25 protein-coding genes, 1 tRNA gene and 1 pseudogene are annotated in these 25,466 nt (G+C 63.0%); 13 read left to right on the plus strand and 14 right to left on the minus strand.

Translation table 11 applies throughout. The annotated features are described in order from the left end of the window. Positions 1-197: 197 nt before the first annotated feature. A tRNA-Thr gene (locus HNR59_RS00895) sits at positions 198-272 on the minus strand. Positions 273-405: 133 nt separating this feature from the next. Between HNR59_RS00895 and HNR59_RS00900 the strand changes: the two genes are divergently transcribed. The 6 genes from HNR59_RS00900 (at position 406) to HNR59_RS00925 (ending at position 4,827) form a co-directional block, all read left to right on the plus strand. Further along, positions 406-582 carry a hypothetical protein gene (locus tag HNR59_RS00900; RefSeq protein ID WP_183824619.1) on the plus strand — a complete coding sequence of 59 codons (177 nt, stop codon included), beginning with the start codon at positions 406-408 and terminating at the stop codon, positions 580-582. 192 nt (positions 583-774) lie between these two features. Continuing rightward, positions 775-2,064 (plus strand): UDP-N-acetylglucosamine 1-carboxyvinyltransferase, encoded by a 1,290-nt coding sequence (gene murA / locus HNR59_RS00905; RefSeq protein WP_183824622.1) that lies wholly within the window; start codon positions 775-777, stop codon positions 2,062-2,064. Positions 2,065-2,155: 91 nt separating this feature from the next. After that, positions 2,156-2,590: a DUF2948 family protein gene (locus tag HNR59_RS00910; protein WP_183824625.1), complete on the plus strand. Its 435-nt coding sequence runs from the start codon at positions 2,156-2,158 to the stop codon at positions 2,588-2,590. Positions 2,591-2,595: 5 nt separating this feature from the next. Further along, positions 2,596-3,888, plus strand: coding sequence for a histidinol dehydrogenase (hisD, locus tag HNR59_RS00915; protein ID WP_183824628.1), 1,293 nt, complete (start codon positions 2,596-2,598; stop codon positions 3,886-3,888). A 5-nt stretch (positions 3,889-3,893) separates the two neighbouring features. Beyond that, positions 3,894-4,379 carry a UPF0262 family protein gene (locus HNR59_RS00920; protein WP_183824631.1) on the plus strand — a complete coding sequence of 162 codons (486 nt, stop codon included), beginning with the start codon at positions 3,894-3,896 and terminating at the stop codon, positions 4,377-4,379. Positions 4,380-4,428: 49 nt separating this feature from the next. Further along, the gene (locus HNR59_RS00925; RefSeq protein ID WP_246374441.1) at positions 4,429-4,827 is read left to right on the plus strand and encodes an arsenate-mycothiol transferase ArsC; all 399 of its coding nucleotides are present in this window, start codon (positions 4,429-4,431) and stop codon (positions 4,825-4,827) included. Positions 4,828-4,926: 99 nt separating this feature from the next. Here the strand turns inward: HNR59_RS00925 and HNR59_RS00930 are convergent, their stop codons facing one another. Both HNR59_RS00930 and HNR59_RS00935 read right to left on the minus strand, forming a co-directional pair. After that, on the minus strand, positions 4,927-5,364 hold the full coding sequence (locus tag HNR59_RS00930) for an ABZJ_00895 family protein (RefSeq protein ID WP_183824637.1): 438 nt from the start codon (positions 5,362-5,364) through the stop codon (positions 4,927-4,929). Positions 5,365-5,688: 324 nt separating this feature from the next. Further along, a pseudogene (locus tag HNR59_RS00935) lies at positions 5,689-6,963 on the minus strand (NCS2 family permease); the annotation flags it as partial. 419 nt (positions 6,964-7,382) lie between these two features. Between HNR59_RS00935 and infA the strand changes: the two are divergent. The 5 genes from infA (at position 7,383) to HNR59_RS00960 (ending at position 11,384) form a co-directional block, all read left to right on the plus strand. Continuing rightward, entirely contained in the window at positions 7,383-7,601 is a 219-nt protein-coding gene (gene infA / locus HNR59_RS00940; protein WP_006200926.1) for a translation initiation factor IF-1, read from the plus strand. 21 nt (positions 7,602-7,622) lie between these two features. Next, complete coding sequence (locus HNR59_RS00945) at positions 7,623-8,258, plus strand: Maf-like protein (protein ID WP_183824643.1); 636 nt, start codon at positions 7,623-7,625, stop codon at positions 8,256-8,258. Continuing rightward, positions 8,255-8,470 carry a DNA gyrase inhibitor YacG gene (gene yacG / locus HNR59_RS00950; RefSeq protein WP_183824646.1) on the plus strand — a complete coding sequence of 72 codons (216 nt, stop codon included), beginning with the start codon at positions 8,255-8,257 and terminating at the stop codon, positions 8,468-8,470. Before HNR59_RS00945 ends, yacG begins: the two co-directional genes overlap by 4 nt. Before the next feature lie 154 nt (positions 8,471-8,624). Next, positions 8,625-10,046 carry a glutamine synthetase family protein gene (locus HNR59_RS00955; protein WP_183824649.1) on the plus strand — a complete coding sequence of 474 codons (1,422 nt, stop codon included), beginning with the start codon at positions 8,625-8,627 and terminating at the stop codon, positions 10,044-10,046. A 51-nt stretch (positions 10,047-10,097) separates the two neighbouring features. Then, positions 10,098-11,384, plus strand: coding sequence for an NAD(P)/FAD-dependent oxidoreductase (locus HNR59_RS00960; protein ID WP_183824652.1), 1,287 nt, complete (start codon positions 10,098-10,100; stop codon positions 11,382-11,384). A gap of 259 nt (positions 11,385-11,643) precedes the next feature. Here HNR59_RS00960 and HNR59_RS00965 read toward each other — a convergent pair whose 3' ends face one another. From HNR59_RS00965 to HNR59_RS01005, 9 genes are all read right to left on the minus strand, one after another. Further along, positions 11,644-12,051: a F0F1 ATP synthase subunit epsilon gene (locus tag HNR59_RS00965; protein ID WP_183824655.1), complete on the minus strand. Its 408-nt coding sequence runs from the start codon at positions 12,049-12,051 to the stop codon at positions 11,644-11,646. A gap of 5 nt (positions 12,052-12,056) precedes the next feature. Then, entirely contained in the window at positions 12,057-12,251 is a 195-nt protein-coding gene (locus tag HNR59_RS00970) for an eL24 family ribosomal protein (protein WP_183824660.1), read from the minus strand. Positions 12,252-12,254: 3 nt separating this feature from the next. Beyond that, a complete protein-coding gene (atpD, locus tag HNR59_RS00975) occupies positions 12,255-13,901 on the minus strand; it encodes a F0F1 ATP synthase subunit beta (protein ID WP_183824664.1) in 1,647 nt (548 codons plus the stop codon). A gap of 70 nt (positions 13,902-13,971) precedes the next feature. Then, on the minus strand, positions 13,972-14,850 hold the full coding sequence (locus HNR59_RS00980; protein WP_183824667.1) for a F0F1 ATP synthase subunit gamma: 879 nt from the start codon (positions 14,848-14,850) through the stop codon (positions 13,972-13,974). A gap of 34 nt (positions 14,851-14,884) precedes the next feature. Further along, a complete protein-coding gene (atpA, locus tag HNR59_RS00985; protein WP_183824670.1) occupies positions 14,885-16,414 on the minus strand; it encodes a F0F1 ATP synthase subunit alpha in 1,530 nt (509 codons plus the stop codon). Then, complete coding sequence (locus HNR59_RS00990; protein ID WP_183824673.1) at positions 16,414-16,974, minus strand: F0F1 ATP synthase subunit delta; 561 nt, start codon at positions 16,972-16,974, stop codon at positions 16,414-16,416. Before HNR59_RS00990 ends, atpA begins: the two co-directional genes overlap by 1 nt. Positions 16,975-17,209: 235 nt before the next feature. Next, positions 17,210-17,605, minus strand: a complete 396-nt coding sequence (locus HNR59_RS00995) for an AGROH133_08824 family phage infection protein (protein WP_183824676.1) — start codon at positions 17,603-17,605, stop codon at positions 17,210-17,212. 77 nt (positions 17,606-17,682) lie between these two features. Continuing rightward, entirely contained in the window at positions 17,683-18,384 is a 702-nt protein-coding gene (locus HNR59_RS01000; RefSeq protein WP_183824679.1) for an aspartate/glutamate racemase family protein, read from the minus strand. A 25-nt stretch (positions 18,385-18,409) separates the two neighbouring features. Beyond that, positions 18,410-20,593, minus strand: coding sequence for a primosomal protein N' (locus HNR59_RS01005; RefSeq protein ID WP_183824681.1), 2,184 nt, complete (start codon positions 20,591-20,593; stop codon positions 18,410-18,412). Positions 20,594-20,683: 90 nt separating this feature from the next. Between HNR59_RS01005 and fsa the strand changes: the two genes are divergently transcribed. Beyond that, complete coding sequence (gene fsa, locus HNR59_RS01010; RefSeq protein WP_183824684.1) at positions 20,684-21,337, plus strand: fructose-6-phosphate aldolase; 654 nt, start codon at positions 20,684-20,686, stop codon at positions 21,335-21,337. Positions 21,338-21,387: 50 nt separating this feature from the next. Here fsa and HNR59_RS01015 read toward each other — a convergent pair whose 3' ends face one another. Together HNR59_RS01015 and leuS are read right to left on the minus strand one after the other, a co-directional pair. Then, positions 21,388-21,969, minus strand: coding sequence for an LPS assembly lipoprotein LptE (locus tag HNR59_RS01015; protein ID WP_183824687.1), 582 nt, complete (start codon positions 21,967-21,969; stop codon positions 21,388-21,390). Further along, on the minus strand, positions 21,956-24,583 hold the full coding sequence (gene leuS, locus HNR59_RS01020) for a leucine--tRNA ligase (RefSeq protein WP_183824690.1): 2,628 nt from the start codon (positions 24,581-24,583) through the stop codon (positions 21,956-21,958). The genes HNR59_RS01015 and leuS overlap by 14 nt, the downstream gene beginning before the upstream one ends. A 153-nt stretch (positions 24,584-24,736) precedes the next feature. Here leuS and HNR59_RS01025 point away from each other — a divergent pair, with 153 nt between their 5' ends. Next, entirely contained in the window at positions 24,737-25,399 is a 663-nt protein-coding gene (locus HNR59_RS01025; protein WP_183824693.1) for a YggS family pyridoxal phosphate-dependent enzyme, read from the plus strand. The last annotated feature ends 67 nt before the right edge of the window (positions 25,400-25,466 follow it).

Consider the following 25,466-nt stretch of genomic DNA (forward strand, 5'->3'; position numbering starts at 1 on the left):
TCCCCCGCAATCAAAGCGCATCCCGCCATTCTGCCGCGGCTTCGCCGCGACACACGATCATGGATAGCAGGACACTCGAACGCAGCCTTTGACAGCGATTCGCGATCTCTGCAGCAAAACCACAAACCAAAGACCGTTTCCGCCAGCACAGAGTTAAACCCCGAAGACGGTTCGACTTTATAATCGGAATGAGAAAATGGTGCTGCCAGAGAGGATTGAACTCTCGACCTCTCCCTTACCAAGGGAGTGCTCTACCACTGAGCTACGGCAGCAACCGGATGCGGCGGACTTCTGCCACATCGTTTCGCCAAGTGCAAGGCTCTAAAACAGCCTGTGCAAAGACGTTGTTTCGAACATGCCCATGCCATATTCATGGAAGCTTATCCAGCCAGCAGGAACACAGGCATGAAGGACAAGAAAGGAACCGCAACCAGCAGCGAAGAAGCGCGCAAGGCACGCTCGGCGGAAGCCTTGAGGGCCAATCTGCTCAAGCGCAAGGCCCAGACAAGAGCCCGACGCGCCGGAGAGGCGGATTCGCGGCCTCAGGGCATCGAAGCTTCCAGGCCCGCTTCGGAAAGCTGATCCGCCCGGCGTTGGCCCCATCGGGGCAATGTGCGTGATCGTCTGATACTTTTGTTGCCAGTGCATTTTCTTGAATGACAGCCGTCTATGGTTTAGACGGACCGCTTTAAACGATTGAAGCGCGCCAGCGGCATCAGCCGTCTCCGGCGCGGCACATCCCAGACCGGCATTCAGCCGGGGAGAGGCATCTTCATGGATCGCATCAGGATCGTCGGGGGCAACAGGCTCTCAGGCACCATTCCGATTTCGGGCGCCAAGAATGCCGCCCTGCCCCTGATGATCGCTTCGCTGCTGACGCGCGAAACGCTGACGCTGGAAAACGTGCCGCATCTGGCCGATGTGGAGCAGCTCATCCGCATCCTCGGCAATCACGGCGTCGATTATTCCGTCAACGGCCGCCGCCCGACGCAGACCGAAGGCTATTCGCGCACCATCAATTTCACCGCCGGCAGCATTGTCGACACCACCGCCCCCTATGAGCTGGTGTCGAAGATGCGTGCGTCGTTCTGGGTCGTCGGTCCGCTGCTTGCACGCATGGGCGAGGCGCGGGTCTCGCTGCCGGGCGGCTGCGCCATCGGCACCCGGCCGGTGGACCTGTTCATCGAAGGCCTGCAGGCGCTGGGCGCCGACATCGATGTCGAGAGCGGCTATGTACTGGCCAAAGCGGCGAAGGGCCTGCGTGGCAACCGCTACCGCTTTCCGAAAGTATCCGTCGGCGCGACCCATGTGCTGATGATGGCCGCCGCCCTCGCCCGCGGAGAAACCGTTCTGGAGAACGCCGCCCGCGAGCCCGAGGTGGTCAACCTTGCCGATTGCCTCAACGCCATGGGCGCGAAGATTACCGGCGCGGGAACCGAGACCATCACCATCGAGGGCGTGGATGAGTTGCACGGCGCCAGCGTTCGCGTCATTCCCGACCGCATCGAGACCGGCACCTACGCCATGGCCGTGGCCATGACCGGCGGCGACGTTCTGCTGGAAGGCGCGCGCGCGGACCTTCTGGAAAGCGCACTGGAAACAATCTCCCGCACCGGCGCGGAAATCACCGTCACCAATGAGGGCATACGCGTCTACCGCAATGGCGCCGGCATCGAGCCGGTGGACATCACCACCGAACCCTTCCCCGGCTTCCCCACCGACCTTCAGGCGCAGTTCATGGGCCTGATGACCATGGCAAAGGGCCGCTCGCACATCACCGAGACGATCTTCGAGAACCGCTTCATGCACGTGCAGGAACTGGCCCGCCTTGGCGCCCACATCACCCTGTCCGGCCAGACGGCGATCGTCGACGGCGTGGCGAAACTGAAGGGCGCACCGGTGATGGCGACCGACCTGCGCGCCTCGGTGTCGCTGGTCATCGCCGGACTGGCCGCGGAGGGCGAAACCATCGTCAACCGCGTCTACCATCTCGATCGCGGCTTCGAGCGGCTGGAAGAGAAGCTGTCGGGCTGCGGCGCGACCATAGAGCGCATCAGCGGCTGATGCCCGGTTCCTGCGGCATCGCGGTTGCACAGACCGGCAAGACAGCCTAACAAAAGGGTTCAGGACAACCCTTCGCAGGTGCGAAACAGGCATGGACAGCCTCAAGCTGATCGCGCTCGACGAGCAGGATCTCAACGTCATTTCCGCCCACGTGCAGGACGCGGTGATGAAGGTGCGCGACCTGCAATATCTGCCCGGCACGCACCGCTTCGTGCTGGCGATGAGCCGTTTTGCCTGGGAAAAGAAATCCGGCTTCCTGCGCAAGCATAATGAGCGCCGGCAAAGCGTGCTGCATTTCGACCGCGTACTCGGCGCAAAGGTGGCCGGGATCGCGCGCGACAAGCCCGACGACGTGCTTTCTTTGCTGGCTGTCAGCTTTGTGCCCACGGACCAGCCGGCCGGCATCATAGAACTCGTCTTCTCCGGCGGCGGAACCATCATGCTCGATGTCGAATGCGTGGAGGCAGGCCTTGCCGATATCGGCGGCGCCTGGCAGGCAACGTCGCGCCCCGCCCACAGGATCTGACACGCATGGCCCTTACCCTCAGACAATCGGATGCGGATTTCGAACAGCGATTTGCCGCCTTCCTGTCGACGAAGCGCGAGGTTTCGGCCGATGTCGAGGCCGTGGTGCGCGACATCATCGCCCGCGTGCGCGCTGAGGGTGACGCGGCCCTCATCGATTACACGAAGCGCTTCGACAGGGCCGACCTTGAAACGCTCGGCATTGCGGTCTCGCGCGCCGACATCGAGGCCGCCTATGGGCAGGCCGATCCGGCCACCATCGAAGCGCTGAAGCTCGCCCGCGACCGCATCCGCTCGCATCACCAGCGCCAGATGCCGAAGGACGACATCTATGTCGATCCGATCGGCGTCGAACTCGGCTCGCGCTGGACGGCGGTGGAATCGGTCGGCCTTTATGTGCCGGGCGGCACCGCGAGCTATCCAAGCTCGGTTCTGATGAACGCCGTTCCGGCGGCGGTGGCCGGCGTGGAGCGCATCGTCATGGTGGTGCCGGCCTCCGGCGGCGTCATCAACCCGCTGGTGCTGGTGGCGGCCGATCTCGCCGGCATTTCCGAAATTTACCGCATCGGCGGCGCGCAGGCTGTCGCGGCGCTTGCCTACGGCACAGAGACGATCAGACCCGTGGTCAAGATCGTCGGGCCGGGCAACGCCTATGTCGCGGCCGCGAAGCGGCATGTGTTCGGCACGGTCGGCATCGACATGATCGCCGGACCTTCCGAGGTTCTGGTGGTGGCAGACAGCTCCAACGATCCCGACTGGATCGCCGCCGACCTGCTGGCGCAGGCCGAGCACGACGCTTCGGCGCAGTCGGTCCTGATGACCGACGATGCCGAATTCGGCAAAGCCGTGGAGGACGCCGTCGAGCGCCAACTGCGCAACCTTTCGCGCGGCGAAACCGCAGCGCAGAGCTGGCGCGATTTCGGCTGCGTCATCCTCGTGGATGATTTCGATACGGCGATCCCGCTCATCGACCGTATCGCGGCCGAACATCTGGAACTGGCGGTGGACGATGCTGACGCTCTGCTGGGCCGCATCCGCAACGCCGGTTCGGTGTTCATCGGCCGCCATACGCCGGAGGTCATCGGCGACTATGTCGGCGGCTGCAATCATGTGCTGCCCACCGCGCGCTCGGCCCGCTTTTCGTCGGGGCTTTCCACGCTCGATTTCGTCAAGCGCACCTCGACCCTCAGGCTCGGTCCTGAACAGTTGCGCGCGCTGGGGCCTGCCGCCATCGCGCTGGCCACGGCGGAAGGGCTGGATGCGCATGCCCGCTCCGTCGCCATACGCCTGAACATGTAGCGCCGATGTCGGACTTCGATCACCAGCGTGACCGGCTCATCGACGTCGAACTTGACGAAACGATCGGCCGTTCCACGCCGGATGTCGAGCATGAGCGCGCCGTGGCGATCTTCGATCTGATCGAGGAAAACAATTTCCGTCCGGTCAACGACGAAAAGCCCGGCCCCTACAAGCTGAAGCTGTCGCTGGTCGATGCGCGGCTGGTCTTTGCCATCACCCGGGAGGACGGCTCGGACGTCGTCACCCATATCCTGTCGCTCACGCCTTTCCGGCGGATCGTCAAGGATTACTACATGATCTGCGAAAGCTATTACGATGCCATCCGCTCGGCCTCGCCCAGCCACATCGAGGCCATCGACATGGGCCGGCGCGGACTGCACAATGAGGGTTCGCAAACGCTGAAAGACCGGCTGGCCGGCAAGATCGACATTGATTTCGATACGGCGCGGCGGCTGTTTACGCTGGTTTGCGTGCTGCACTGGCGAGGCTGACCTGAACGGCGAACCCTCCAAACCGCGCTCAATTCTTTTCATGTGCGGAATGAACGCCGTGCGCTCTCCCATGGCCGAGCTTCTGGCCCGCAGGGTGCTGCCGGCCGATATCTTCATCGCCTCGGCCGGCGTCCATGCCGGCGAACGCGATCCCTTCGTCGATGTTGTCCTTGAAGAAGAGGGACTGTCGCTGGGTGACCGCGAGCCACGCGCGGTGGACGACATAGAGGACGCCTATTTCGACCTGATCATCACCCTTTCACCGCAGGCTCACCATACGGCGATGGAATTCACCCGCACCATGGCGGTGGAAGTAGAGTATTGGCCGACCTTCGACCCGACCTCGATTACCGGCACCCGCGAGCAGCGTCTGGCTGCCTATCGCGAGGTTCGGGAACACCTGAAGGAGCGCGTTGCGACGCGCTTTCTAAAAACGGGCCAATCATGAAAGCCTGAGACGGATCGGGGGCCGCGGCGTTGTCGATGGCGGCAGATCGCGCGCCCTGTCTGCGGTCTGCCTGTCTGCGGTCTGCAGGAATTGCCCGAATCAGGCCGCCGGCTTTTTTGCCGCCTGCCGGAAAGTGAGCCAGAAGCCGACACGGACCAGAAGAACCTGAATGACAAGGATGGCCGCGAACACTCCGGCGATCACGGCGATGCCAGCCTGACTGAACTCGTTCCACATCTGCTGGTCGCCGGAAAGGCCGAAGACGGCAAAGCCGGCCGAGAGGACGGCCGAAACGATGCCGCATAGCAGGGCGACGTTCCATACGCGGCCACCGGCCGGCACCACCTTCTCACGGGAAAACCAGTACTGGCCGGCCACGCCGGCTGCCGCCACGACGACGAGGAACCCCATGGCCGGGTTGTCGAAAGGCACGAAGATCACAAGAATATTCAGAAGAATGGCGAGGACCAGGAACGCGGCCGCAAAGATACCGACGATTGCCGGCGACGACACAGGGCGACTGTCTGCAGAATTCATTGAAACCTTCCCTCGGCACTCAAGTTGATCGTGCGCCGCACTCATTCACAAAACCATGATTGCTGGCAATATGGAAAATGCCGGCCGGATCGCATCATCCTCAGGAAACGAAAAACGCCCGCAACATACATGTTGCGGGCGTTTTTTGGGTTGCCAGTTGGCAGCTTCTTACTGGCCGCTGGTGCTTTCGGCAGGCGTGCCTGCGGGCGCCGTGCTGGCTGCCCCCGCATTGTTGGCGTCGGAACCTTCACCAACAACGGTCTCGACAGCGGCATTGCCGGCCGGCGCCTGAACGTCTTCCTTGTGCTCGACACCCACCATCACGAACCGGATGATGAACAGAATGGCGACAAGCCACGTGGCCGGATGCACATCCCTGAAACGGCCGCTCAGCGTCTTCAGGGCAGCATAGCTGATGAAGCCGAAGGCAAGACCGTTGGCGATCGAATAGGTGAACGGCATCATCAGCGCGGTCAGCGCCGCCGGTGCCGCCTCGGTGATTTCGGTCCACTCCACCTCGACCAGTTCGCGCATCATCAGGCAGGCGACGTAGAGCAGCGCCGGTGCCGTTGCGTAGACCGGAACCGAGCCAGCCAGCGGCGCGAAGAACAGGGCCGCAAGGAACAGGATCGCAACCACCAGAGCCGTGAGGCCCGTGCGTCCGCCAGCCTGAACGCCGGAGGCGCTTTCGACATAGGCGGTGGTGCTGGAGGTGCCGAGCATCGAACCGGCAACGATGGCCGTGCTGTCTGCCAGAAGCGCCTTGCCGAGGCGGTTGGGCTTGCCTTCCGGCATCAGGCCCGCGCGCTTGGCAACGCCGATCAGCGTGCCGGTGGCGTCGAAGATCTCGACCAGCACCAGAACGAGGATGACGTAGAGCACGCCGGCATGAAGCACGCCCATGATGTCGAGTTGCATGAAGGTCGGCGCGATGGACGGAGGCATGGAAACCACGCCGCCGAACTGGCTGACACCGAGAGCCATCGAGGCAATGGTGATGACCAGAATGCCGATCAGGATCGCACCGCGAATTTTCAGCGCATCGAGAGCGGCAATGATGAAGAAGCCGGCGATCGCCAGAAGCGGACCGGTCTGCGTCACGTCACCCAAGCTGACCAGCGTGGCCGGATTGGCGACCACGATACCGGAACTCGTCAACGCGATGATGGCAAGGAAAAGACCGATACCGGCGGCAACCGCGCTGCGCATCGACCTCGGAATTCCCTCGACAATCCACCTGCGCACGCCGGTGACCGTCAGGATCAGGAAGATGATGCCCGAAATGAAGACGGCACCGAGCGCCTGCTGCCAGGTGAAGCCCAGAGCGCCAACCACGGTGAATGCGAAGAACGCGTTCAGGCCCATGCCGGGCGCCATGCCGATCGGCCAGCGCGGCACCAGCGCCATGATCGCCGAACCGATTGCCGCAGCCAGACAGGTGGCCACGAAAACGGCGTCCTTGTCCATGCCGGTCGTCGACAGGATCGCCGGGTTCACAAAGATGATGTACGACATCGTCAGGAAGGTGGTGACACCGGCAATCACTTCGGTGCGAACCGAGGACCCCTCTTCCTTTATCCTGAAATATGATTCGAGCACTTACGATCCCCTTCTCCTGATAGCGCAGAGGCCGCGGATGAAGAGGTTGCGTTCGGGTCGCTGACCGGGCCGGACCCCTCCTGCCCGTATAAGAAACCACGACCCCGCTCACCCTGATCCAGCCTGCCTCAAGCTGAAGATACATTTTCGGCCCGTTGATTTAGCCGCGCAAGTGACAAGTGAAAGAAATCGCGGAAAAGCCATTTATCTTGTGTATATTACCTGCGCGGGACAATGACGCGCACCTTCAGGCCGCTTCCGCGGATGCAGGGTCAGAGATTTTACAGCCTGCGGCCATGTGCTGGCCGGGGTTTTGAAACCTGTGCCGATTAGCGTGTTCACAAACCCGCCTTTATCATATAGGTTCCGCGCAAAATCCGGGCATTGGTCCCGGATCATCACCCGAGAAAAGGTATCGAATGCCGAAGGAAGAAGTCCTTGAGTTTCCGGGCGTGGTGACGGAGTTGCTTCCGAACGCCATGTTCCGGGTCAAGCTTGAAAACGAGCACGAAATCATTGCCCACACGGCTGGCCGCATGCGCAAGAACCGCATCCGCGTGCTGACCGGCGACAAGGTTCTGGTCGAAATGACACCTTACGACCTGACCAAGGGCCGTATCACCTACCGTTTCAAGTAAACACCGTCCGGGCAGGCAGGCATGGCTGGAAGCAAATCGCAGACGCTTGTGCTTGCCTCTGCTTCGCCGCGCAGGATTCAGCTCCTGCAGCAGGCGGGCATCGAGCCTGACCGCATTCTGCCAGCCGACATAGACGAGACGCCGCAGCGCGCCGAGCATCCGCGGTCGCTGGCAAAGCGGCTGTCGAAGCAGAAGGCGGAAAAAGCGCTTGCCGACCTGAAGGCAGAGCCGGCTGCCGAACCCGCCTTCGTGCTGGCGGCGGATACGGTCGTTGCCGTCGGCCGCCGTATATTGCCGAAGGCCGAGACCATCGACGACGCCGTCTATTGCCTGCAACTGCTGTCCGGCCGTTCGCACCGCGTCTATTCCGGCATCTGCCTCGCCACGCCATCGGGCAAGATCCGCCAGCGTCTCGTCGAGACGCGGGTGCGCTTCCGGCGGCTGCCGCGCGAGGACATCGAGCGCTATGTGGCCTCGGGCGAATGGCGCGGCAAGGCCGGCGCCTACGCCATACAGGGGCTTGCCGGCGCCTTCGTGGTCAAGCTGATCGGCTCCTACACCAGCGTGGTAGGGCTGCCATTGTATGAAACCGCGGCGCTGCTTGCCGGCGAAGGCTTCGACACGCGCGCCGGCTGGCCGGCCACAGGTGTCTCATGAGCGGCGACAACACCGCGCAGGTGATGCCTCTGCGGCCGAAGCGGCCATGCCCGGAATGCGGGCGGCCTTCGGCGCGTGACACCTATCCCTTCTGCTCCAAGCGCTGCAAGGATGTCGACCTGAACCGCTGGCTCAAGGGCGCCTACGTCATACCTGTCCGTGACGACGAGGACGAGGCGGACGATGTACCGCCGGCTACGGACCGGGAATAGCGGTTCCGGATATTCGGTCTCCCGTTTGCCCATATGGCTGCAATGGCCTGAAATGGAAGCAGACGCCTGCCGTCACAGAACTATCATTCGCGCCCCCTTCCCTTCCGTGTGCCGAACCGGCATACTTGGCCAGTATTCTTAAATTTGGTGATTGATGACGCCCGTAAAGAAGGACGTTCGTTCAAAACGTTCCCGCAGCCCTGCCTTCGTGAATAACCTGCGCGGGGTAAAAAGCTGGAAGGATGCCAGTGCCTGGCTCGAATACCGCGGCATTGAAGACATAGAGTGCATCACGCCGGATCAGGCCGGTGTCGCGCGCGGCAAGATGATGCCGTCCAGCAAATTCACGTCCAATACGTCGCTGGCCCTGCCGTCGGCCGTGTTCATGGCCACCATTTCGGGCGGTTATCCGGAAGACGGTAATGGCTTCGTCTATCCGGAGGATGACGGCGACCTCAAGATGGTGCCGGACCTGTCGACGCTGACCGTGGTGCCATGGGAAGACGACCCGACCGCAGCCGTCATCTGCGATCTGGTGCATCAGGACGGGCGCACGGTGGAGTTCACGCCGCGCAACGTGCTCAAGAACGTTGTCGCCGCCTATGACAAGCTCGGTCTCAAGCCCGTCGTCGCCCCGGAAATCGAATTCTACCTGGTCCACAAGAACCCTGATCCGGATTATCCGCTGACCCCTCCGGTCGGCCGCTCGGGGCGGGCCATCGGCGGCGGCGCGGGCTACTCGATCGCCGGCGTCAACGAGTTCGACGAGCTGATCGACGACATCTACCATTTCTCCGAAAGTCAGGGCCTTGAGATCGACACGCTGATCCATGAGGAGGGCGCCGGCCAGCTTGAGATCAACCTGCGCCATGGCGACCCCATCGAACTGGCCGATCAGGTGTTCATGTTCAAGCGCACCATCCGCGAAGCCGCGCTGAAGCACAACATCTACGCCACCTTCATGGCCAAGCCCATTCAGGGCCAGCCGGGGTCGGCCATGCATATTCACCAGTCGATCATCGACAAGAGGACCGGCGCCAACATCTTCACTGCCGGCGATGGTTCGGAGACCGATCAGTTCTTCCACTTCATCGGCGGCATGCAGCAGCATGTGCCGAACGCGCTGGTGATGCTGGCGCCCTATGTGAACTCCTATCGCCGGCTCACGCAGGCTGCTTCCGCCCCCGTCAACAACAAATGGGGTTACGACAACCGCACCACGGCCTTCCGCGTTCCGCGCTCCGACCCGGCCGCCAGACGCGTGGAGAACCGCATCCCTTCCTCGGATGCCAACCCCTATCTGGCGCTCGCTGCCTCGCTCGCCTGCGGGCTTATCGGGCTGAAGAACCGTCTCGAATCCGAGGCGCCCGTCGTCACAACGGCCAATGAGGACGAGATCGATCTGCCGCGCGGGCTTCTGGAGGCAGTCGACCTGTTCGAGCAGGACGAGGAGCTGGCCAGCCTTCTCGGAAAGACCTTCGCCACCACCTATGCTGCAATCAAGCGGGCAGAGTTCGAGACCTTCATGGAAGTCATCAGCCCCTGGGAGCGCGAATATTTGCTGCTGAACGTCTGAGCGGCGGCAAGCTGGTCTGCGCTCTCCCAACAACCGCCACGCTGAAATCCGATGCCCTATCAGTCACCCATTTCACCCGGTCGCTCATGGTATGAAGACACCGTTGATGAGCGGCCTTCCTATGCCCGGCTGGACGGCGACAAAAGCTGCGACGTGGCGATCATAGGCGGCGGCTTTACAGGACTGTCGGCGGCGGCCCATCTGGCGGCGTCGGGCACAAACGTCGTGCTCATCGAAGCTCATCGTTTCGGCGATGGAGCATCGGGCCGCAATGGCGGACAGATGAACACCGGGCAGCGCGCCTGGCCTGAAGAGATGGAAGCTGAATACGGCTTCACGCGCGCCAGGGCGCTGTTCGACCTTGCCGAAGAGGCGAAAGCCCATCTGCTGGATTTCGCAAAAGCCCATCACATCGACATCGACTATGCGCCCGGCCAGATGTCGGTCGCGCACAAGAGGCGCTATGTCGACAATTACAGGGCCCATGCCGAGATCATGGCGAACCGCTTCGGTTATCCTCATATCTCGTTCATGGGCGCTGACGAGACCGCGGAACGGCTCGGCTCACGGCGCTTTTTCGGCGGCGTACGCGATACCGGAACCGGACACATCCATCCCCTGAAGCTCCTGATCGGCACGGCGCGCGTGGCCGCCGGAGCCGACGCGCACCTCTACGAGAACACGCCCGCCACAGGCATTGCCTCCAATGGCGGAAAGGTCTCCATCACGACCGATCGTGGCACGATCACCGCCGACAAATGCCTCATTGCCACGAATGCCCATGGGGGCAATCTGGAACCGGAGAGCGCGGCGCATATCATGCCCATCGGTTCCTTCATCGGCGCAACCGTGCCTCTGGGCGACGACAGCCCGGTGCTTCCCGGTGGCGAATCTGTCGATGATTCGCGTTTTGTCGTGCGCTATTTCCGGAAATCGAAGGACGGGCGCCTGTTGTTCGGCGGGCGCGAGATCTACGCCGTGACCGATCCGGGCGATATTCACATCCATATCCGCAAGCAGATCGCCGAGATCTATCCGGCGCTGAAGGACGTCGAGATCACGCACGGCTGGGGCGGTTATGTCGGCATCACCATGCCACGCCAGCCCTTCGTGCGCGAAGTGATGCCGAATGTCATTTCGGCCGGGGGGTATTCCGGTCACGGCGTCATGCTGTCGAACTTCGTCGGCAAGCTCTATGCGGAAACCGTGACCGGCAATCGCGAGCGGCTGAAGCTGTTCGAGGACCTGAAGATCCCCGCCTTCCCCGGCGGCCGTCGTCTGCGGGCCCCGCTGCTCTTCCTTGCACTGAACTGGTATGCCCTTCGCGACAGCATCTGAACCCACGGTCACGCCGGGGAAAAAGACCGGTCCGTTAAGGCTATCTTCATCCATCCGGCGGCATTGTCCCGGTCCTGCGGCACAGTATCGAGTACCGCGGCGCGCAAGCGCCCAGGCAACAACCCGCGTTTCCACAAGAGACGCGGGTTCTGCTTTTCCAGCCTCCCCCACAGCAGGACAAAGCCACCGCGAAACAGGGCGCATAACGAGAAAAGCCGGGCATTGCCCGGCTTGTCGTCACTTCATGCGTGAGATTTGATCAGGCGGCCTGAAGCGCGCCCTGCAGGGTGGTCAGTTCCGACAGATATTGCTCGGCGCGCGTGCGGGTGTTGTCGTCCCTGGCGTCGGCGACGTCTTCCTTCGCCTCCTGCACCCGACGCGCTATGTCGTCGCGGTCGAGATCCTTCACGGACACGGCCGACTCAGCCAGCAGCGTGCAGCCAGCCGGCAGGATGTCGGCGAAACCACCGAACACGACGTAGCGCTCCTGCTGTCCGGCGGCGGTGTTCACGGTGACAACGCCCGGCTTGATCGTGGTCATGACCGGAGCATGGTTGGCCATGATGGTCATTTCGCCTTCCGTTGCGGGAATGACGACCGATTCGATCTTTTCGGAGACAAGCAAACGCTCCGGCGAGACCAGTTCGAATTGGAAAGCTTCAGCCATGATGCCTATGCCTTTGGTTTCTCGGGCAGCGACTGCTCGAAATGAGAAATCGCCGCTGCGAACTTGTCCCGGCAGCCGGGATTACAGAAACCGACCGTGCGGCCCTTGTAGACGGTCAACGAATCCGCCGAAATCGGCTTGCCCGACCAGGGGCAGGTCTCGTTGACCGCATCCTCGAGCCGAAGGTCGCGATCCGCCATGGATCAGGCAGCCTCGGCCGCCAGCTTCTTAGCCTTCTCGACCGCCTCTTCGATGCCGCCGACCATGTAGAAGGCAGCTTCCGGCAGGTGATCGTACTCGCCGGCAACCAGACCCTTGAAGCCCTTGATGGTGTCTTCCAGAGCCACCAGCTTGCCCGGCGAACCGGTGAAGACTTCAGCCACGAAGAACGGCTGCGACAGGAAGCGCTCGATCTTGCGGGCGCGGGCCACCGTCAGCTTGTCCTCTTCGGACAGCTCGTCCATGCCGAGGATGGCGATGATGTCCTGCAGCGACTTGTAGCGCTGGAGGGTCTGCTGCACGTCACGGGCGACCTGATAGTGCTCCTCGCCGACGATCAGCGGGTCGAGCATGCGCGAGGTCGAGTCGAGCGGATCCACAGCCGGGTAGATGCCCTTCTCGGCGATGGCGCGGTTCAGCGTCGTGGTCGCGTCAAGGTGGGCGAACGAGGTGGCCGGAGCCGGGTCGGTCAGGTCGTCGGCAGGAACGTAAATGGCCTGCACCGAGGTGATCGAGCCCTTGGTGGTGGTGGTGATGCGCTCCTGCAGCGCGCCCATGTCGGTCGCCAGCGTCGGCTGATAACCCACCGCCGAAGGAATACGGCCGAGCAGAGCCGACACTTCCGAACCGGCCTGCGTGAAGCGGAAGATGTTGTCCACGAAGAACAGCACGTCCTGGCCCTGATCGCGGAAGTACTCAGCAACCGTCAGGCCGGTGAGCGCGACGCGGGCGCGGGCTCCCGGAGGCTCGTTCATCTGGCCGTACACGAGAGCCGCCTTCGAACCTTCGCCGCCACCCTTCTGGTTAACGCCCGATTCGATGAACTCGTGATAGAGGTCGTTACCCTCGCGGGTACGCTCGCCGACGCCGGCGAACACCGAGTAGCCGCCGTGCGCCTTGGCGATGTTGTTGATCAGTTCCTGAATGAGAACCGTCTTGCCGACGCCGGCGCCGCCGAACAGACCGATCTTGCCGCCCTTGGCGTAAGGTGCCAGCAGGTCGATGACCTTAATGCCGGTGACGAGAATAGCGGCTTCCGTCGACTGCTCGACATATTCCGGAGCGGGCTGGTGAATGCCGCGATGCTCGATCGCGTTGATCGGACCGGCTTCGTCGACCGGCTCGCCGATGACGTTGATAATGCGGCCGAGCATGCCCGGGCCGACCGGAACCGAGATCGGAGCGCCGGTGTCGACGACTTCCTGGCCGCGCACCAGACCTTCGGTGGCGTCCATGGCGATGCAGCGCACGGTGTTCTCACCGAGATGCTGGGCGACTTCCAGAACCAGACGGTTGCCGACATTCTCGGTCTCGAGCGCGTTCAGAATGGCCGGGAGGCTGTCCTCGAACTGCACGTCGACGACGGCGCCGATGACCTGACGAACCTTGCCCTTCGATCCCTTGGCGAGATTATGGCTCGCCGTCGCGCCGCGTGTATTGACCTTGCCCGGCTTCGATTCCGCCACCAGCTTGGCCGCCTCTTTCGCAGCAGCGCCCTTAGCAGGTGCCTTCTTCGGCGCAGCTGCCTGAGCCTTCGCTGCGGTTGCGGGAGCCGCCTTTGCAGCGGCCGCCTTCGCGGGAGCTTCTGCAGTCTTAGCGGTCGCCGTTTTCGGGGTCGCTGCTTTCGCCATCGTCTCTAGCCCTTTTTCGTCCGTTTGTTGTCACATGCTCGGGTGAAGGCTCCGGCCTTCACGCCGCATGCTAGAGCGCCTCGGCGCCCGAAATGATTTCGATGAGTTCCTTGGTGATCTGCGCCTGACGCTGGCGGTTGTAGGTGATCGACAGCTTGTTGATCATCTCGCCCGCATTGCGCGTCGCGTTGTCCATGGCGCTCATCTTGGCGCCCATCTCGCCGGCTGCGTTTTCGAGCAGCGCGCGGAAGATCTGGACGGAGATGTTGCGCGGGATCAGATCGGAAAGGATTTCACCCGGCTCCGGCTCATACTCGTAAACGGCGCTGCCATTGGCAGCTTCCGCTTCGGCAGGAGCAGCCGCCGGAATGATCTGCTGCGCCGTCGGCACCTGGCTGATCACCGACTTGAAGTTCGAATAGAACAGCGTGCAGACGTCGAACTCGCCCTGACCGAACAGCTGGATCACCTTGCGGGCGATGGCGTCGGCATTGGCGAAGCCGATCGTCTTGACCTCGCGCAGGTCGATACGCTCGATGATGAGCGAAGCGTAATCGCGGCGAAGGATGTCGAAGCCCTTCTTGCCGACGCAGATGATCTTGACCGTCTTGCCCTCGGCCAGAAGCCGGCGGACATGATCGCGGGCAAAGCGCGCGATCTGCGAGTTGAAGCCGCCGCACAGGCCGCGCTCGGCGGTGCAGACGACGAGCAGATGCACGTCGTCCTTGCCCGTTCCGGTCATCAGCGCGGGGGCATCGCCGCCCGCACCGATAGCCTGGGTGATGTTGGCCAGGACGGCACCCATGCGCTCCGAATAGGGACGCGCGGCCTCCGCAGCTTCCTGGGCACGACGCAGCTTCGCCGCGGCGACCATCTGCATCGCCTTGGTGATTTTCTGCGTCGCCTTGACCGAGGCGATGCGGTTACGAAGGTCTTTCAGTGACGCCATGCTTCAAACTCTACAGTCCGCGTGCGTTCAAGGGTCAGGCGAAGGTCTTGGCGAAAGCGTCGACCTCGGCCTTGAGCTTGGCCCGCAGATCGTCCGACAGCGCCTTTTCCTTGCGGATGCCGTCGAGAACTTCCTTGCCGACCGTGCGCAGATGCGACAGCAGGCCCTGCTCGAAGCGACCGACATCGCCAACCGAGAGCTTGTCGAGATAGCCGTTCACGCCGGCATAGATCACTGCAACCTGCTCTTCCGTCTTCAGCGGCGAGAACTGCGGCTGCTTCAGCAGCTCGGTCAGACGCGCACCGCGGTTGAGCAGACGCTGCGTGGAGGCGTCGAGGTCCGAACCGAACTGAGCGAACGCCGCCATCTCGCGATACTGGGCAAGTTCGCCCTTGATCGAGCCGGCAACCTGCTTCATCGCCTTGATCTGGGCAGCGGAGCCGACGCGCGACACCGACAGACCCACGTTCACGGCCGGGCGGATACCCTGGAAGAACAGGTTGGTCTCAAGGAAGATCTGGCCGTCGGTGATCGAGATCACGTTGGTCGGGATGTAGGCCGAAACGTCGTTCGCCTGCGTCTCGATGACCGGCAGAGCGGTGAGCGAGCCATTGCCATTGTCATCGTTGAGCTTGGCGGCGCGCTCCAGCAGACGGGAGTGCAGGTAGAAAACGTCGCCCGGATAGGCTTCGCGGCCCGGCGGACGGCGCAGCAGCAGCGACATCTGGCGATAGGCGACAGCCTGCTTGGACAGGTCGTCATAGCCGATCAGCGCGTGCTGGCCGTTGTCGCGGAAATATTCGCCCATGGTGCAGCCGGTGAACGGCGCCAGATACTGGAGCGGAGCCGGATCGGAGGCGGTGGCGGCGACGATGATCGAATACTCGAGCGCGCCGCGCTCTTCCAGAACCTTCACGAACTGCGCGACGGTCGAGCGCTTCTGGCCGACGGCGACGTAGACGCAGTACAGCTTTTCCGACTCGGGGCCGCTGTCGTGGATGGCCTTCTGGTTGAGGATGGTGTCGAGGATGATGGCGGTCTTGCCGGTCTGGCGGTCACCGATGACCAGCTCGCGCTGGCCGCGACCAACCGGGATCAGGGCGTCGATGGCCTTGAGGCCGGTCGACATCGGCTCATGCACCGACTTGCGCGGAATGATGCCGGGAGCCTTGACGTCGACGCGGCGACGCTCCTTCGACTTGATCGGACCCTTGCCGTCGATCGGATTGCCGAGCGCGTCGACCACGCGGCCGAGCAGCTCGGGACCAACCGGAACGTCGACGATCGCGCCGGTACGCTTGACGGTGTCGCCTTCCTTGATGTCGCGGTCGTTACCGAAAATAACGACACCGACATTGTCGGCTTCGAGGTTGAGCGCCATGCCGCGGATGCCGCCGGGGAACTCGACCATTTCACCGGCCTGAACATTGTCGAGGCCGTAAACGCGGGCAATACCGTCACCGACGGACAGAACCTGACCGACTTCGGAAACCTCGGCTTCCTTGCCGAAGTTCTTGATCTGATCTTTCAGAATTGCGGAGATTTCCGCGGCGCGGATGTCCATCAGCCGACCTCTTTAAGTGCAAGCTTGAGCGAATTGAGTTTGGTTTTGAGCGACGTATCGATCTGGCGCGAGCCCATCTTGACCACGAGACCACCGAGCAGGCTCGGATCGACGGTGACGTTGATGACCACGTCCTTACCGGCAACGCTCTTCAGCGCCGCCTTGAGTTCGGCCTGCTGGGCAGCCGTCAGCGCATGCGCCGCCGTCACCTCTGCCGACACTTCGCCGCGATGTTCAGCGGCAATTCTGCGGAAAGCATCGATCATGCCCGGCACCGCGAAAAGGCGGCGGTTGCGGGCGACGACGCGCAGGAAGCTGCCTGCGAGGCCATCGATGCCGGCCTTTTCGAGGAGTGCCGAAATGGCGCGCTCCTGCTCGTCAGCCGCGAAGACGGGGCTTTCGATGAGGCGCTTCAGATCGGCGCTGCCGGCCAGCATGGCCTCGAAGCTGGAAAGAGCAGCCTCGACCCTGGCAACGGATTTTGCTTCGAGAGCGAGCTCGAACAGCGAGCTCGCATAGCGCTCGGCAACGGCGGAGATTGGCGAGGACGTTTTGGCCACGGTCCGTCTTTTCTCATGTCTGACAGGCCGCAGATTGTTGGCGCGAGTGAGAACTCTGGCTAAATCTTTGACCTTGCTTACGTTTTGTCGAAGCTAAAGGATCGGCTTCCGCTTCCCCTAGCTGAAAGTCGGTTGCCGTCTAGCACACGCCTCCCAAGACCGCAATCCATGGAGGGCAGTGGATTCCGGCACTTTTGTCGCATCCGCTTGACGAATGCGTTCCGTGCCCCCTGATTCAGGGCACAAAACCGAAGGCAAAAGCCAGCGGAAGTGCCGCAAGTGCCAGATCTACGGCAAGAGCGGCCCAGTTGTAGGGCGTGTTGCCGCGATCGCTCATCATCCCGAGCATGCGGCCAAAAGCTGTGAATAGCCAGGAAAAGCCGAGCGCCATGTAGAGCAATGGCTGCGCAAGCAGGATCGCGCACAGGCCGACACCAAGATAGAAACCCGCAAAGCGGCTGCGCCCCTCGATCACCGCCTCCGGCTTGTCGGGATGCGGCTGGAGGCGCAGAAGCCTGAATCCGATGCCCGGTGCCAGAAACAGAAGCAGTCCAAGTGCCGCTGTCACGACAGCGCTTGTCCATGCCAGCCATTCGCCCTGGCTCATCGGCCACGGAAACGAGAATTCCATCGCAGTCCCTCGCTTGATCTCGGTAAGGTGTCAGCGCGCGCCTTGCCCGGTCGCGCCGTGGTGCCGGTCTCGCTGCCTTATGCCTCACCCAGAGCAAACGCGATAGCTGCCTCTGCATGGATAAGCGTGGTGTCGAAAACCGGAATGTCGAAATCCGGCTGGCCGATCAGCATGGTGATTTCGGTGCAGCCCATGATCACGCCATCGGCGCCCTGTTCGGCGCGCAACCGCGCGATCTCTTCCATATAGACGGATTTAGAAGCCGGCTTCACGACGCCGAGGCACAGTTCATCGTAGATGATGGCGTGAACCCTCGCGCGGCCCGCCTCATCGGGAACAACCGCCTCGATGCCAAAGCGCTCCGCCAGCCGCTGCCTGTAAAAATCCTGCTCCATGGTGAAACGGGTGGCAAGAAGGGCCGGCCGGCTGACGCCTGCGCGCCTGATGGCCGCACCCGTGGCATCGGCGATGTGCAGCAGGGGTATGGATGTTGCGGCTCCGATCTCGTCGGCCAGCTTGTGCATGGTGTTGGTGCAGAGAACCAGACACTGCGCGCCCGCCGCTTCGAGCTGGCGCGCAGCCCCGGCCAGCAGCCGCGCGGCGCCCTGCCAGTCGCCCGCATGCTGGAGCTCCGCAATCTCTGCGAAATCAACCGAAACCAGGGCGAGCTTTGCCGAATGCAGGCCCCCGAGCCGCGAGCGAACTCCCTCGTTCAGCAGGCGATAATAGATCGCCGTGCTCTCCCAGCTCATGCCGCCCAGCAGGCCGATCGTCTTCATTGCATGTCCTCTGCCCGCTCGCACATCACAGGAAGCTTTGCGGATCGATATCGACCTGCACCCGGATCTGGCCGCGCACCTTCGGTCCCGCGGCCAGCATCGCCCTGACAAAGCCTTGCATATCGGCGCGGCGCTCGCCATGCACCAAAAGGCGGAAACGATGCCGCCCGTTCAGCAGCGCAAGCGGCGCTTCGGCAGGGCCAAGCACGAAGATGTCGGCGGTCTCTGGAGCAGCAAGCCGCAGCGCCCGCGCATGGCCCTCGGCCTCTGCCCGCGTCGGCGCACTGACGATGACGCCTGCCAGCCGCCCGAATGGCGGCAGGCGGGTGCGTTCGCGCTCCCCGATCTCGCGCTCGTAAAACAGCTCCGAATCGCCGGAGACGATGGCCTGCATCACCGGATGGTCCGGCTGGTAGGTTTGAAGAAGGCCAAGGCTCTTCTTGCCGGTGCGGCCGGCGCGCCCCGTCACCTGGCTGAGAAGCTGGTAGGTGCGTTCGGCGGCGCGCGGATCGCCATTGGCGAGGCCAAGGTCGGCATCGACAACCCCCACCAGCGTCATGTTCGGGAAATTGTGTCCCTTGGCGACGAGCTGCGTGCCGATCACAATGTCGGCATCGCCATTGGCGATGGCCTCCAGCTCCAGCCGCAACCGCCGCACGCCACCCAGTATGTCGGACGACAGCACGATGGTGCGCGCCTCCGGGAAATGCGAGACGACTTCCTCCGCGATGCGCTCCACGCCCGGCCCGCAGGCGACGAGATGATCGACCGTGCCGCATTCCGGGCAGGCATCCGGACGCCTTTCGGTATGACCGCAATGATGGCAGATGAGCTGCCCGCGAAACCGGTGTTCCACCAGCCATGACGAGCACACCGGACAGCCGAAGCGGTGTCCGCAGGAGCGGCACAGCGTCAAAGGCGCGTAGCCGCGCCGGTTGAGGAACAAAAGCGACTGCTCGCCCTGTTCCAGCGTCGCCGCCATCCTTTGCAGCAGAAGCGGCGACAGGAAACCGCCCCGCGCCGGCGGCGCGCGCCGCATGTCGATGGTGCGCAGGTCGGGCAGCGCCGCATCGGCGAAGCGCGACGACAGGATGACCCGTCCATAGCGCCCCTGCATGGCGTTGACGCGGCTTTCGACGGACGGCGTGGCCGAGGCCAGCACCACCGGAAAACCGCCGATATGGGCGCGCACCACCGCCATGTCGCGGGCGTTGTAGAAGACCCGATCTTCCTGCTTGTAGGCGGGGTCATGCTCCTCGTCGACGACGATCAGGCCAAGGTCCTGAAACGGCAGGAACAGCGCGGAGCGCGCGCCCGCCACCACCTTGAGTGTGCCCTCGGCAACCTGCCGCCAGACCCGCTCGCGCATGCGTGGCGGCAGATCGGAGTGCCATTCGGCCGGCTTTGCCCCAAAACGGTTCTGGAAACGCTCCAGAAAGGCATGGGTCAGCGCGATTTCAGGCAGCAGAATCAGCACCTGCTGCCCCTTTTCAATTGCCTCCGCCACCGCTTCGAAGTAGACCTCCGTCTTGCCCGAGCCGGTCACGCCATCGAGAAGGGTGACGCGGAAACCACCCGCCTCCACGCCGGCCTTCAGCTCGTCCGCCGCCATTCGCTGATCGGGCATCAGTTCCGCCGCCGCATAGGTCGTGTCCGGCTCGGGAACCACCGGACGGGGCGGGATCATCACCGTCTCGAACACGCCCTGCTCTCTCAGGCCGTCGATGACGGAGGAGGAGACGCCGGCGGCATGGGCAAGCCCGGAGCGCGTCCAGGCAAAACCGTCGGCGGCCGTTTCCAGCACCCGCTCGCGCGCCCCGGTCATGCGCTCGGGCCGCACGTCGGTGAGGGTGATGCCTTCCGTCCACGGCTCGGGATCGAAGGCTTCCGGAGCGCGCAGAAGCATGCGCGCCACCATGCCGGGCGGCGAAAGCGTGTATTGCGACACCCAGTCGACAAAGCGGCGCATATCGTGGCTGACCGGCGGGCAATCGAACACCTGCTCGATGGGCCTCAGCTTGCGGGCATCCACCTGACCCGCCTCGCCGTCCCAGACGACGCCGGCGACCTGACGCGGCCCCAGCGGCACGCGCACGATCGATCCCGGCACGACATGCATTCCCGGCGGAACCGCATAGGTGTAGGGGCGTTCTGCAGGCATGGGCACCAGCACCGGTGCTGCGGACGAAAAGGGCGAAACCTGGCTCATCACGCGTGACCTTGCATCGTCTTTGGTCTAGAGCAAAGGCCGATAGCGCGTGCGCCCTCCCCGTACGCCGGAATCTTCAAGGAGACAGCAATGAAGTTCTTCGTCGATACCGCCGACATCAAGGAAATCCGTGAACTGAACGATATGGGGCTGGTCGATGGCGTCACCACCAACCCCTCGCTGATTCTGAAATCAGGTGGCAAGATCGATGAGGTGACGCGCGAGATCTGCGACATCGTTTCCGGCCCCGTTTCGGCCGAAGTCACGGCCACCGATTATGCTGGCATGATGGCCGAGGCAAAGGTTCTGGCGAAGATCGCCGACAATGTGGCCATCAAGGTGCCGCTCACCCTCGACGGCCTGAAGGCCTGCAAGGCGATCCGCTCCGAAGGCCGCATGGTCAACGTCACGCTGTGCTTCTCGGCCAATCAGGCCCTGCTGGCCGCCAAGGCCGGTGCTTCCTTCATTTCGCCCTTCGTCGGCCGTCTTGACGACATCGGCATCGAGGGCATGGACCTGATTTCGGAAATCCGCCAGATCTACGACAACTATGATTTCGACACCGAAATCCTCGTCGCTTCGGTGCGCACCATCAATCACGTCAAGGATGCGGCACTGATCGGCGCCGATGTCATCACCGCCCCGCCTGCCGTGCTGCGCTCGCTGGTGAAGCACCCGCTGACCGACAAGGGGCTTGAAGCCTTCCTCGCCGACTGGGCCAAGACCGGCCAGAAGATCGGCTGAAATCGCCTTTGAACCGCACTGCCGGATTGGTTCCGGCAGTGCGGGAAACGCTATTTGCGCTTTGCGAGATCCTGCGCCAGCGCCAGCCGCAATATTTCAGCCAGTTCGCGCGCGGCGCGGTTTTCGGCATCCAGCTCTGCGCGGTACGTGGCGAATTCCTGCTTCGGGCGGTCGAAAGACGACGAGATCGAGCGCTTGCCGGCGCCGACCAGCTTGCCGGTCGAAACTTCCGTCAGCCTGTAATCCGCCGTCAGCGTTACAATGCCCGCACTCGGTTCATCCTGATCCGTCGTCACCTGAATAGATGCTGCAGACTGGATGGATTCCGTCACGCCGAGATCGAGCGAATAGACCGGTGACGCGGGCTCGCCCTTGCCATGGGTCAATCCGAAAATCAGATTGTTGCGCACCTGCTGGGCATAGCGCGTCCTGACCGGCTTGACCGAAATCGACGCCAGTTCCTCGGTGGCGATAGTCTGCCCGCCGACGGTAAGCGGCTGGTTGGAATAGAGAGGGCGCACCGTGCAGGCCGAAGCCAGCGCCACGGAAAGCAGCACGGCTCCCGTGACCAGTCTTCCGGCGCGCACGCCACTCCTGTTCATCGTCTGCTTGGCTGGGTCAGGCAACGACATTCACGATCCTCTGCGGCACGACGATGATCTTGCGCGGCGCCTTGCCCTCCAGCGCCTTCTGCACGAAGTCGAGAGCCATGACCGCCTGTTCGACCGCAGCTTGATCCGCGTCGCGGGCAATTGTCAAATCCCCGCGCTTCTTTCCGTTCACCTGAACGGGCAGAACAACCTCGTTATCCACCAGCAGTGCCGGATCGAATTCCGGCCACGCACGGGCCGCGACAAGACCCTTGCCGCCGATTGCCTGCCAGCACTCTTCGGCCAGATGCGGCATCATCGGCGCCAGCATCGCGATCAGGATTTCCAGCCCTTCACGCACCGCAGGCGCACGCTCGCTCTTGCCTTCGCCCACTGCAGCCACCTGCGGCGACAGAAGATTGGTGATCTCGTAGATGCGGGCAACCGCGCGGTTGAAGTGCAGCCGCTCGATATCCTCGCCGACAGCCTTCAGAATCTTGTGCGCGGCGCGCGAAACCACCAGCGCCTCGCCTTCCGTGCCCGTCTTCGGCGTCACATCGCTCAGCACCGGAACGGCATCCGACACCAGGCGCCAGACGCGCTGCACGAAGCGGTGCGCGCCCTCGACGCCTGCCTCCGTCCAGATCACGTCGCGCTCGGGCGGCGAATCCGACAGCATGAACCAGCGCGCCGTATCGGCGCCATAGCTGGCGATGATGTCGTCGGGATCGACCACGTTCTTCTTCGACTTCGACATCTTCTCGATCGAGCCGATGGTGACCGGAGTGCCGTCCGAAAGCAGGCTGGCCCTGCGCTGTCCGTCAACGTCCTCGAAGCGCAGTTCGGCCGGCGAGACCCAGCCCTGCGGTCCCTTGTAGGTCTCGTGCACCACCATGCCCTGCGTGAACAGGCCCTCGAACGGCTCCTCGACCACATTGAGATGGCCGGTCGCCTTCATGGCGCGGGTGAAGAAGCGCGAATAGAGCAGATGCAGGATCGCGTGCTCGATGCCGCCGATATACTGGTGAACCGGCAGCCAGCCGTTCTTGCCGTCGACATAGGCGAGATCGGTCGGCGCCTTCTCGTTCTTCGGATCGGTGAAGCGGGCGAAATACCACGACGAGTCGACGAAAGTGTCCATCGTGTCGGTATCTCGCCGGGCCGCTCCGCCGCAATTCGGGCAAGTCGTGTGCTTCCATGTCGGGTGATGATCGAGCGGGTTGCCGGGCTTGTCGAAGGTGACATCCATCGGCAGCTCCACCGGGAGCTGATCCTGCGGCACCGGCACCGCACCACAGGCGTCGCAATGGATGACCGGGATCGGACAGCCCCAGTAACGCTGGCGCGAGATCAGCCAGTCGCGCAGGCGGAACTGCACCTTGCGCTTCGCCTGCGGGCGACCGTCGAACTCGGTCCCCTCCAGCCGCTTTGCCACCTCGTCGAAGGCGTCAGTCGGGCTCATGCCATCGAGGAAGCGCGAATTGATCATCGTGCCGTCGTCGGAATAGGCATCTTCCGTAACGTGGAAGCTGGCCGCATCGACACCGTCCGGCTTCACCACGGGGCGCACCGGCAGGCCGTATTTGTTGGCGAAATCGAGGTCGCGCTGGTCGTGCGCGGGGCAGCCGAACACAGCGCCCGTGCCGTAGTCCATCAGCACGAAATTCGCGACATAAACCGGCAGCGTCCACTCCGGATCGAAGGGATGAACGACGCGGATGCCGGTGTCGACGCCCTTCTTCTCCGCCGTTTCCAGCGTGGCGACGGAAGTGCCCATGTGGTGGACGTCATCGATGAAGGCGGCGATCTGCGGATTGCTTTCCGCTGCCTTTTTGGCCAGCGGATGATCGGCGGATACCGCCATGAACGACGCGCCGAAGATCGTGTCGGGGCGCGTGGTGTAAACCTCAAGTTCGGTCTCGCCCGCGGGCGCGCTCGCCGCATCCAGCTTCCAGCGCAGCAGCAGGCCCTCGGACCGGCCGATCCAGTTCTGCTGCATGATGCGGACTTTTTCGGGCCAGCGGTCGAGCGTGTCGAGCCCGTCCAGCAGGTCCTGGCTCATCGACGTGATCCTGAAGAACCATTGCGTCAGGTCGCGCTGCTCAACCGGAGCGCCGGAGCGCCAGCCCTTGCCGTCGATCACCTGCTCGTTGGCGAGCACGGTCATGTCGACCGGGTCCCAGTTGACCTTCGCCGCCCGGCGCTCGACCAGACCCGACTTCCAGAAATCGAGGAACATCTTCTGCTGGTGGCGGTAGTAGGAAGGGTCACAGGTCGCCAGCTCGCGCGACCAGTCGAGCGAGAGGCCCATGGTCTTGAGCTGGCCCTTCATCGTCGCGATATTGGCATAGGTCCAGTCGCGCGGGTTGACCTTGTTGTCACGCGCCGCGTTCTCGGCCGGCAGGCCGAACGCATCCCACCCCATCGGGTGCAGCACATTGAAGCCTTTGGCCCGCTTGTAGCGCGCCACGACATCGCCCATCGTGTAGTTGCGCACATGGCCCATATGGATGCGCCCGGACGGATAGGGGAACATCTCGAGCACGTAATATTTGGGCTGGGGATCGTCGTTCTTCGTCTCGAACAGCTTGTCGGCATCCCATGCCTTCTGCCATTTGGGTTCGGACGCGCGCGGATTGTATCGTTCGGTTGCCATGACCGGTTTTTCTTCTAAAAGCATGCTGGAAGCTGCCGCATGCATGCGGTCAGCGGGGATATGCCCCGGTCTTCACCATGCTTTGCGGGACCCGTCAACCTAAAGGCATGCCGGCGGGGCAAAATCGGAACGTCAGAACAGCAGGATTTCGATATGAGCGATGCGGTTGAGCGGCTTGCACAGGTGAAGCAGAAGATCGCGGTGGCAGAACGCGAAGCCGGCCGCGATGCAGGCTCGGCCGTGCTCGTCGCTGTCTCCAAGACCTTCAATGCAGAGGCTGTCCGCCCGGTCATCGAGGCGGGCCAGCGCGTGTTCGGAGAGAACCGGGTTCAGGAGGCACAGGGCAAATGGCCGGGGCTCAGGCAGGCGTTCTCCGACCTCGAGCTGCATCTCATCGGCCCCCTGCAATCCAACAAGGCAAAGGAAGCCGTTGCGCTGTTCGACGTCATCGAGACGGTCGATCGCGAGAAGATCGCGGCCGAGCTGGCGAAGGAGATCACAAGGCAAGGTCGCTCCGTGCGCCTCTACGTCCAGGTCAATACGGGTTCCGAGCCCCAGAAGGCGGGCATCGAGCCGAAAGAGGCGGTCGCCTTCGTCACACGCTGCCGCGAGGTTCATGGGCTGGTCATCGAGGGGCTGATGTGCATTCCGCCCGCCGATGAAAACCCCGGCCCGCATTTCGCTCTGCTGGAAAAGCTCGCCCGCGAGGCCGGCGTTGAAAAACTGTCCATGGGCATGTCGGGCGATTATGAACTGGCCGTCGCCTTTGGCGCGACCAGCGTCCGGGTCGGCTCCGCCATCTTCGGAACCCGCTAGAGCATTTCTGCTTTTCTCTGAATCGCAAAATACTCTATCTCTTTGTTTTGGCCGCATTTATGCGACG

It is taken from the genome of Aquamicrobium lusatiense, assembly GCF_014201615.1.
Taxonomy (GTDB): Bacteria; Pseudomonadota; Alphaproteobacteria; order Rhizobiales; family Rhizobiaceae; genus Mesorhizobium; species Mesorhizobium lusatiense.

Bases quoted from the DNA above. Each gene is read 5' to 3' on its own strand.
- HNR59_RS00960 (WP_183824652.1), top strand. From the start codon at position 10,098: ATGCCCTATCAGTCACCCATTTCACCCGGTCGCTCATGGTATGAAGAC.
- HNR59_RS00930 (WP_183824637.1), bottom strand. From the start codon at position 5,364: ATGAATTCTGCAGACAGTCGCCCTGTGTCGTCGCCGGCAATCGTCGGT.
- HNR59_RS00970 (WP_183824660.1), bottom strand. From the start codon at position 12,251: ATGGCGGATCGCGACCTTCGGCTCGAGGATGCGGTCAACGAGACCTGC.
- HNR59_RS00900 (WP_183824619.1), top strand. From the start codon at position 406: ATGAAGGACAAGAAAGGAACCGCAACCAGCAGCGAAGAAGCGCGCAAG.
- infA (WP_006200926.1), top strand. From the start codon at position 7,383: ATGCCGAAGGAAGAAGTCCTTGAGTTTCCGGGCGTGGTGACGGAGTTG.
- HNR59_RS00920 (WP_183824631.1), top strand. From the start codon at position 3,894: ATGTCGGACTTCGATCACCAGCGTGACCGGCTCATCGACGTCGAACTT.
- leuS (WP_183824690.1), bottom strand. From the start codon at position 24,583: ATGGCAACCGAACGATACAATCCGCGCGCGTCCGAACCCAAATGGCAG.
- HNR59_RS00995 (WP_183824676.1), bottom strand. From the start codon at position 17,605: ATGGAATTCTCGTTTCCGTGGCCGATGAGCCAGGGCGAATGGCTGGCA.
- HNR59_RS01000 (WP_183824679.1), bottom strand. From the start codon at position 18,384: ATGAAGACGATCGGCCTGCTGGGCGGCATGAGCTGGGAGAGCACGGCG.
- atpD (WP_183824664.1), bottom strand. From the start codon at position 13,901: ATGGCGAAAGCAGCGACCCCGAAAACGGCGACCGCTAAGACTGCAGAA.
- HNR59_RS01025 (WP_183824693.1), top strand. From the start codon at position 24,737: ATGAGCGATGCGGTTGAGCGGCTTGCACAGGTGAAGCAGAAGATCGCG.
- HNR59_RS01015 (WP_183824687.1), bottom strand. From the start codon at position 21,969: ATGTCGTTGCCTGACCCAGCCAAGCAGACGATGAACAGGAGTGGCGTG.
- HNR59_RS00955 (WP_183824649.1), top strand. From the start codon at position 8,625: ATGACGCCCGTAAAGAAGGACGTTCGTTCAAAACGTTCCCGCAGCCCT.
- HNR59_RS00965 (WP_183824655.1), bottom strand. From the start codon at position 12,051: ATGGCTGAAGCTTTCCAATTCGAACTGGTCTCGCCGGAGCGTTTGCTT.
- HNR59_RS00980 (WP_183824667.1), bottom strand. From the start codon at position 14,850: ATGGCGTCACTGAAAGACCTTCGTAACCGCATCGCCTCGGTCAAGGCG.
- atpA (WP_183824670.1), bottom strand. From the start codon at position 16,414: ATGGACATCCGCGCCGCGGAAATCTCCGCAATTCTGAAAGATCAGATC.
- murA (WP_183824622.1), top strand. From the start codon at position 775: ATGGATCGCATCAGGATCGTCGGGGGCAACAGGCTCTCAGGCACCATT.
- hisD (WP_183824628.1), top strand. From the start codon at position 2,596: ATGGCCCTTACCCTCAGACAATCGGATGCGGATTTCGAACAGCGATTT.
- yacG (WP_183824646.1), top strand. From the start codon at position 8,255: ATGAGCGGCGACAACACCGCGCAGGTGATGCCTCTGCGGCCGAAGCGG.
- HNR59_RS00945 (WP_183824643.1), top strand. From the start codon at position 7,623: ATGGCTGGAAGCAAATCGCAGACGCTTGTGCTTGCCTCTGCTTCGCCG.
- HNR59_RS01005 (WP_183824681.1), bottom strand. From the start codon at position 20,593: ATGAGCCAGGTTTCGCCCTTTTCGTCCGCAGCACCGGTGCTGGTGCCC.
- fsa (WP_183824684.1), top strand. From the start codon at position 20,684: ATGAAGTTCTTCGTCGATACCGCCGACATCAAGGAAATCCGTGAACTG.
- HNR59_RS00925 (WP_246374441.1), top strand. From the start codon at position 4,429: ATGAACGCCGTGCGCTCTCCCATGGCCGAGCTTCTGGCCCGCAGGGTG.
- HNR59_RS00910 (WP_183824625.1), top strand. From the start codon at position 2,156: ATGGACAGCCTCAAGCTGATCGCGCTCGACGAGCAGGATCTCAACGTC.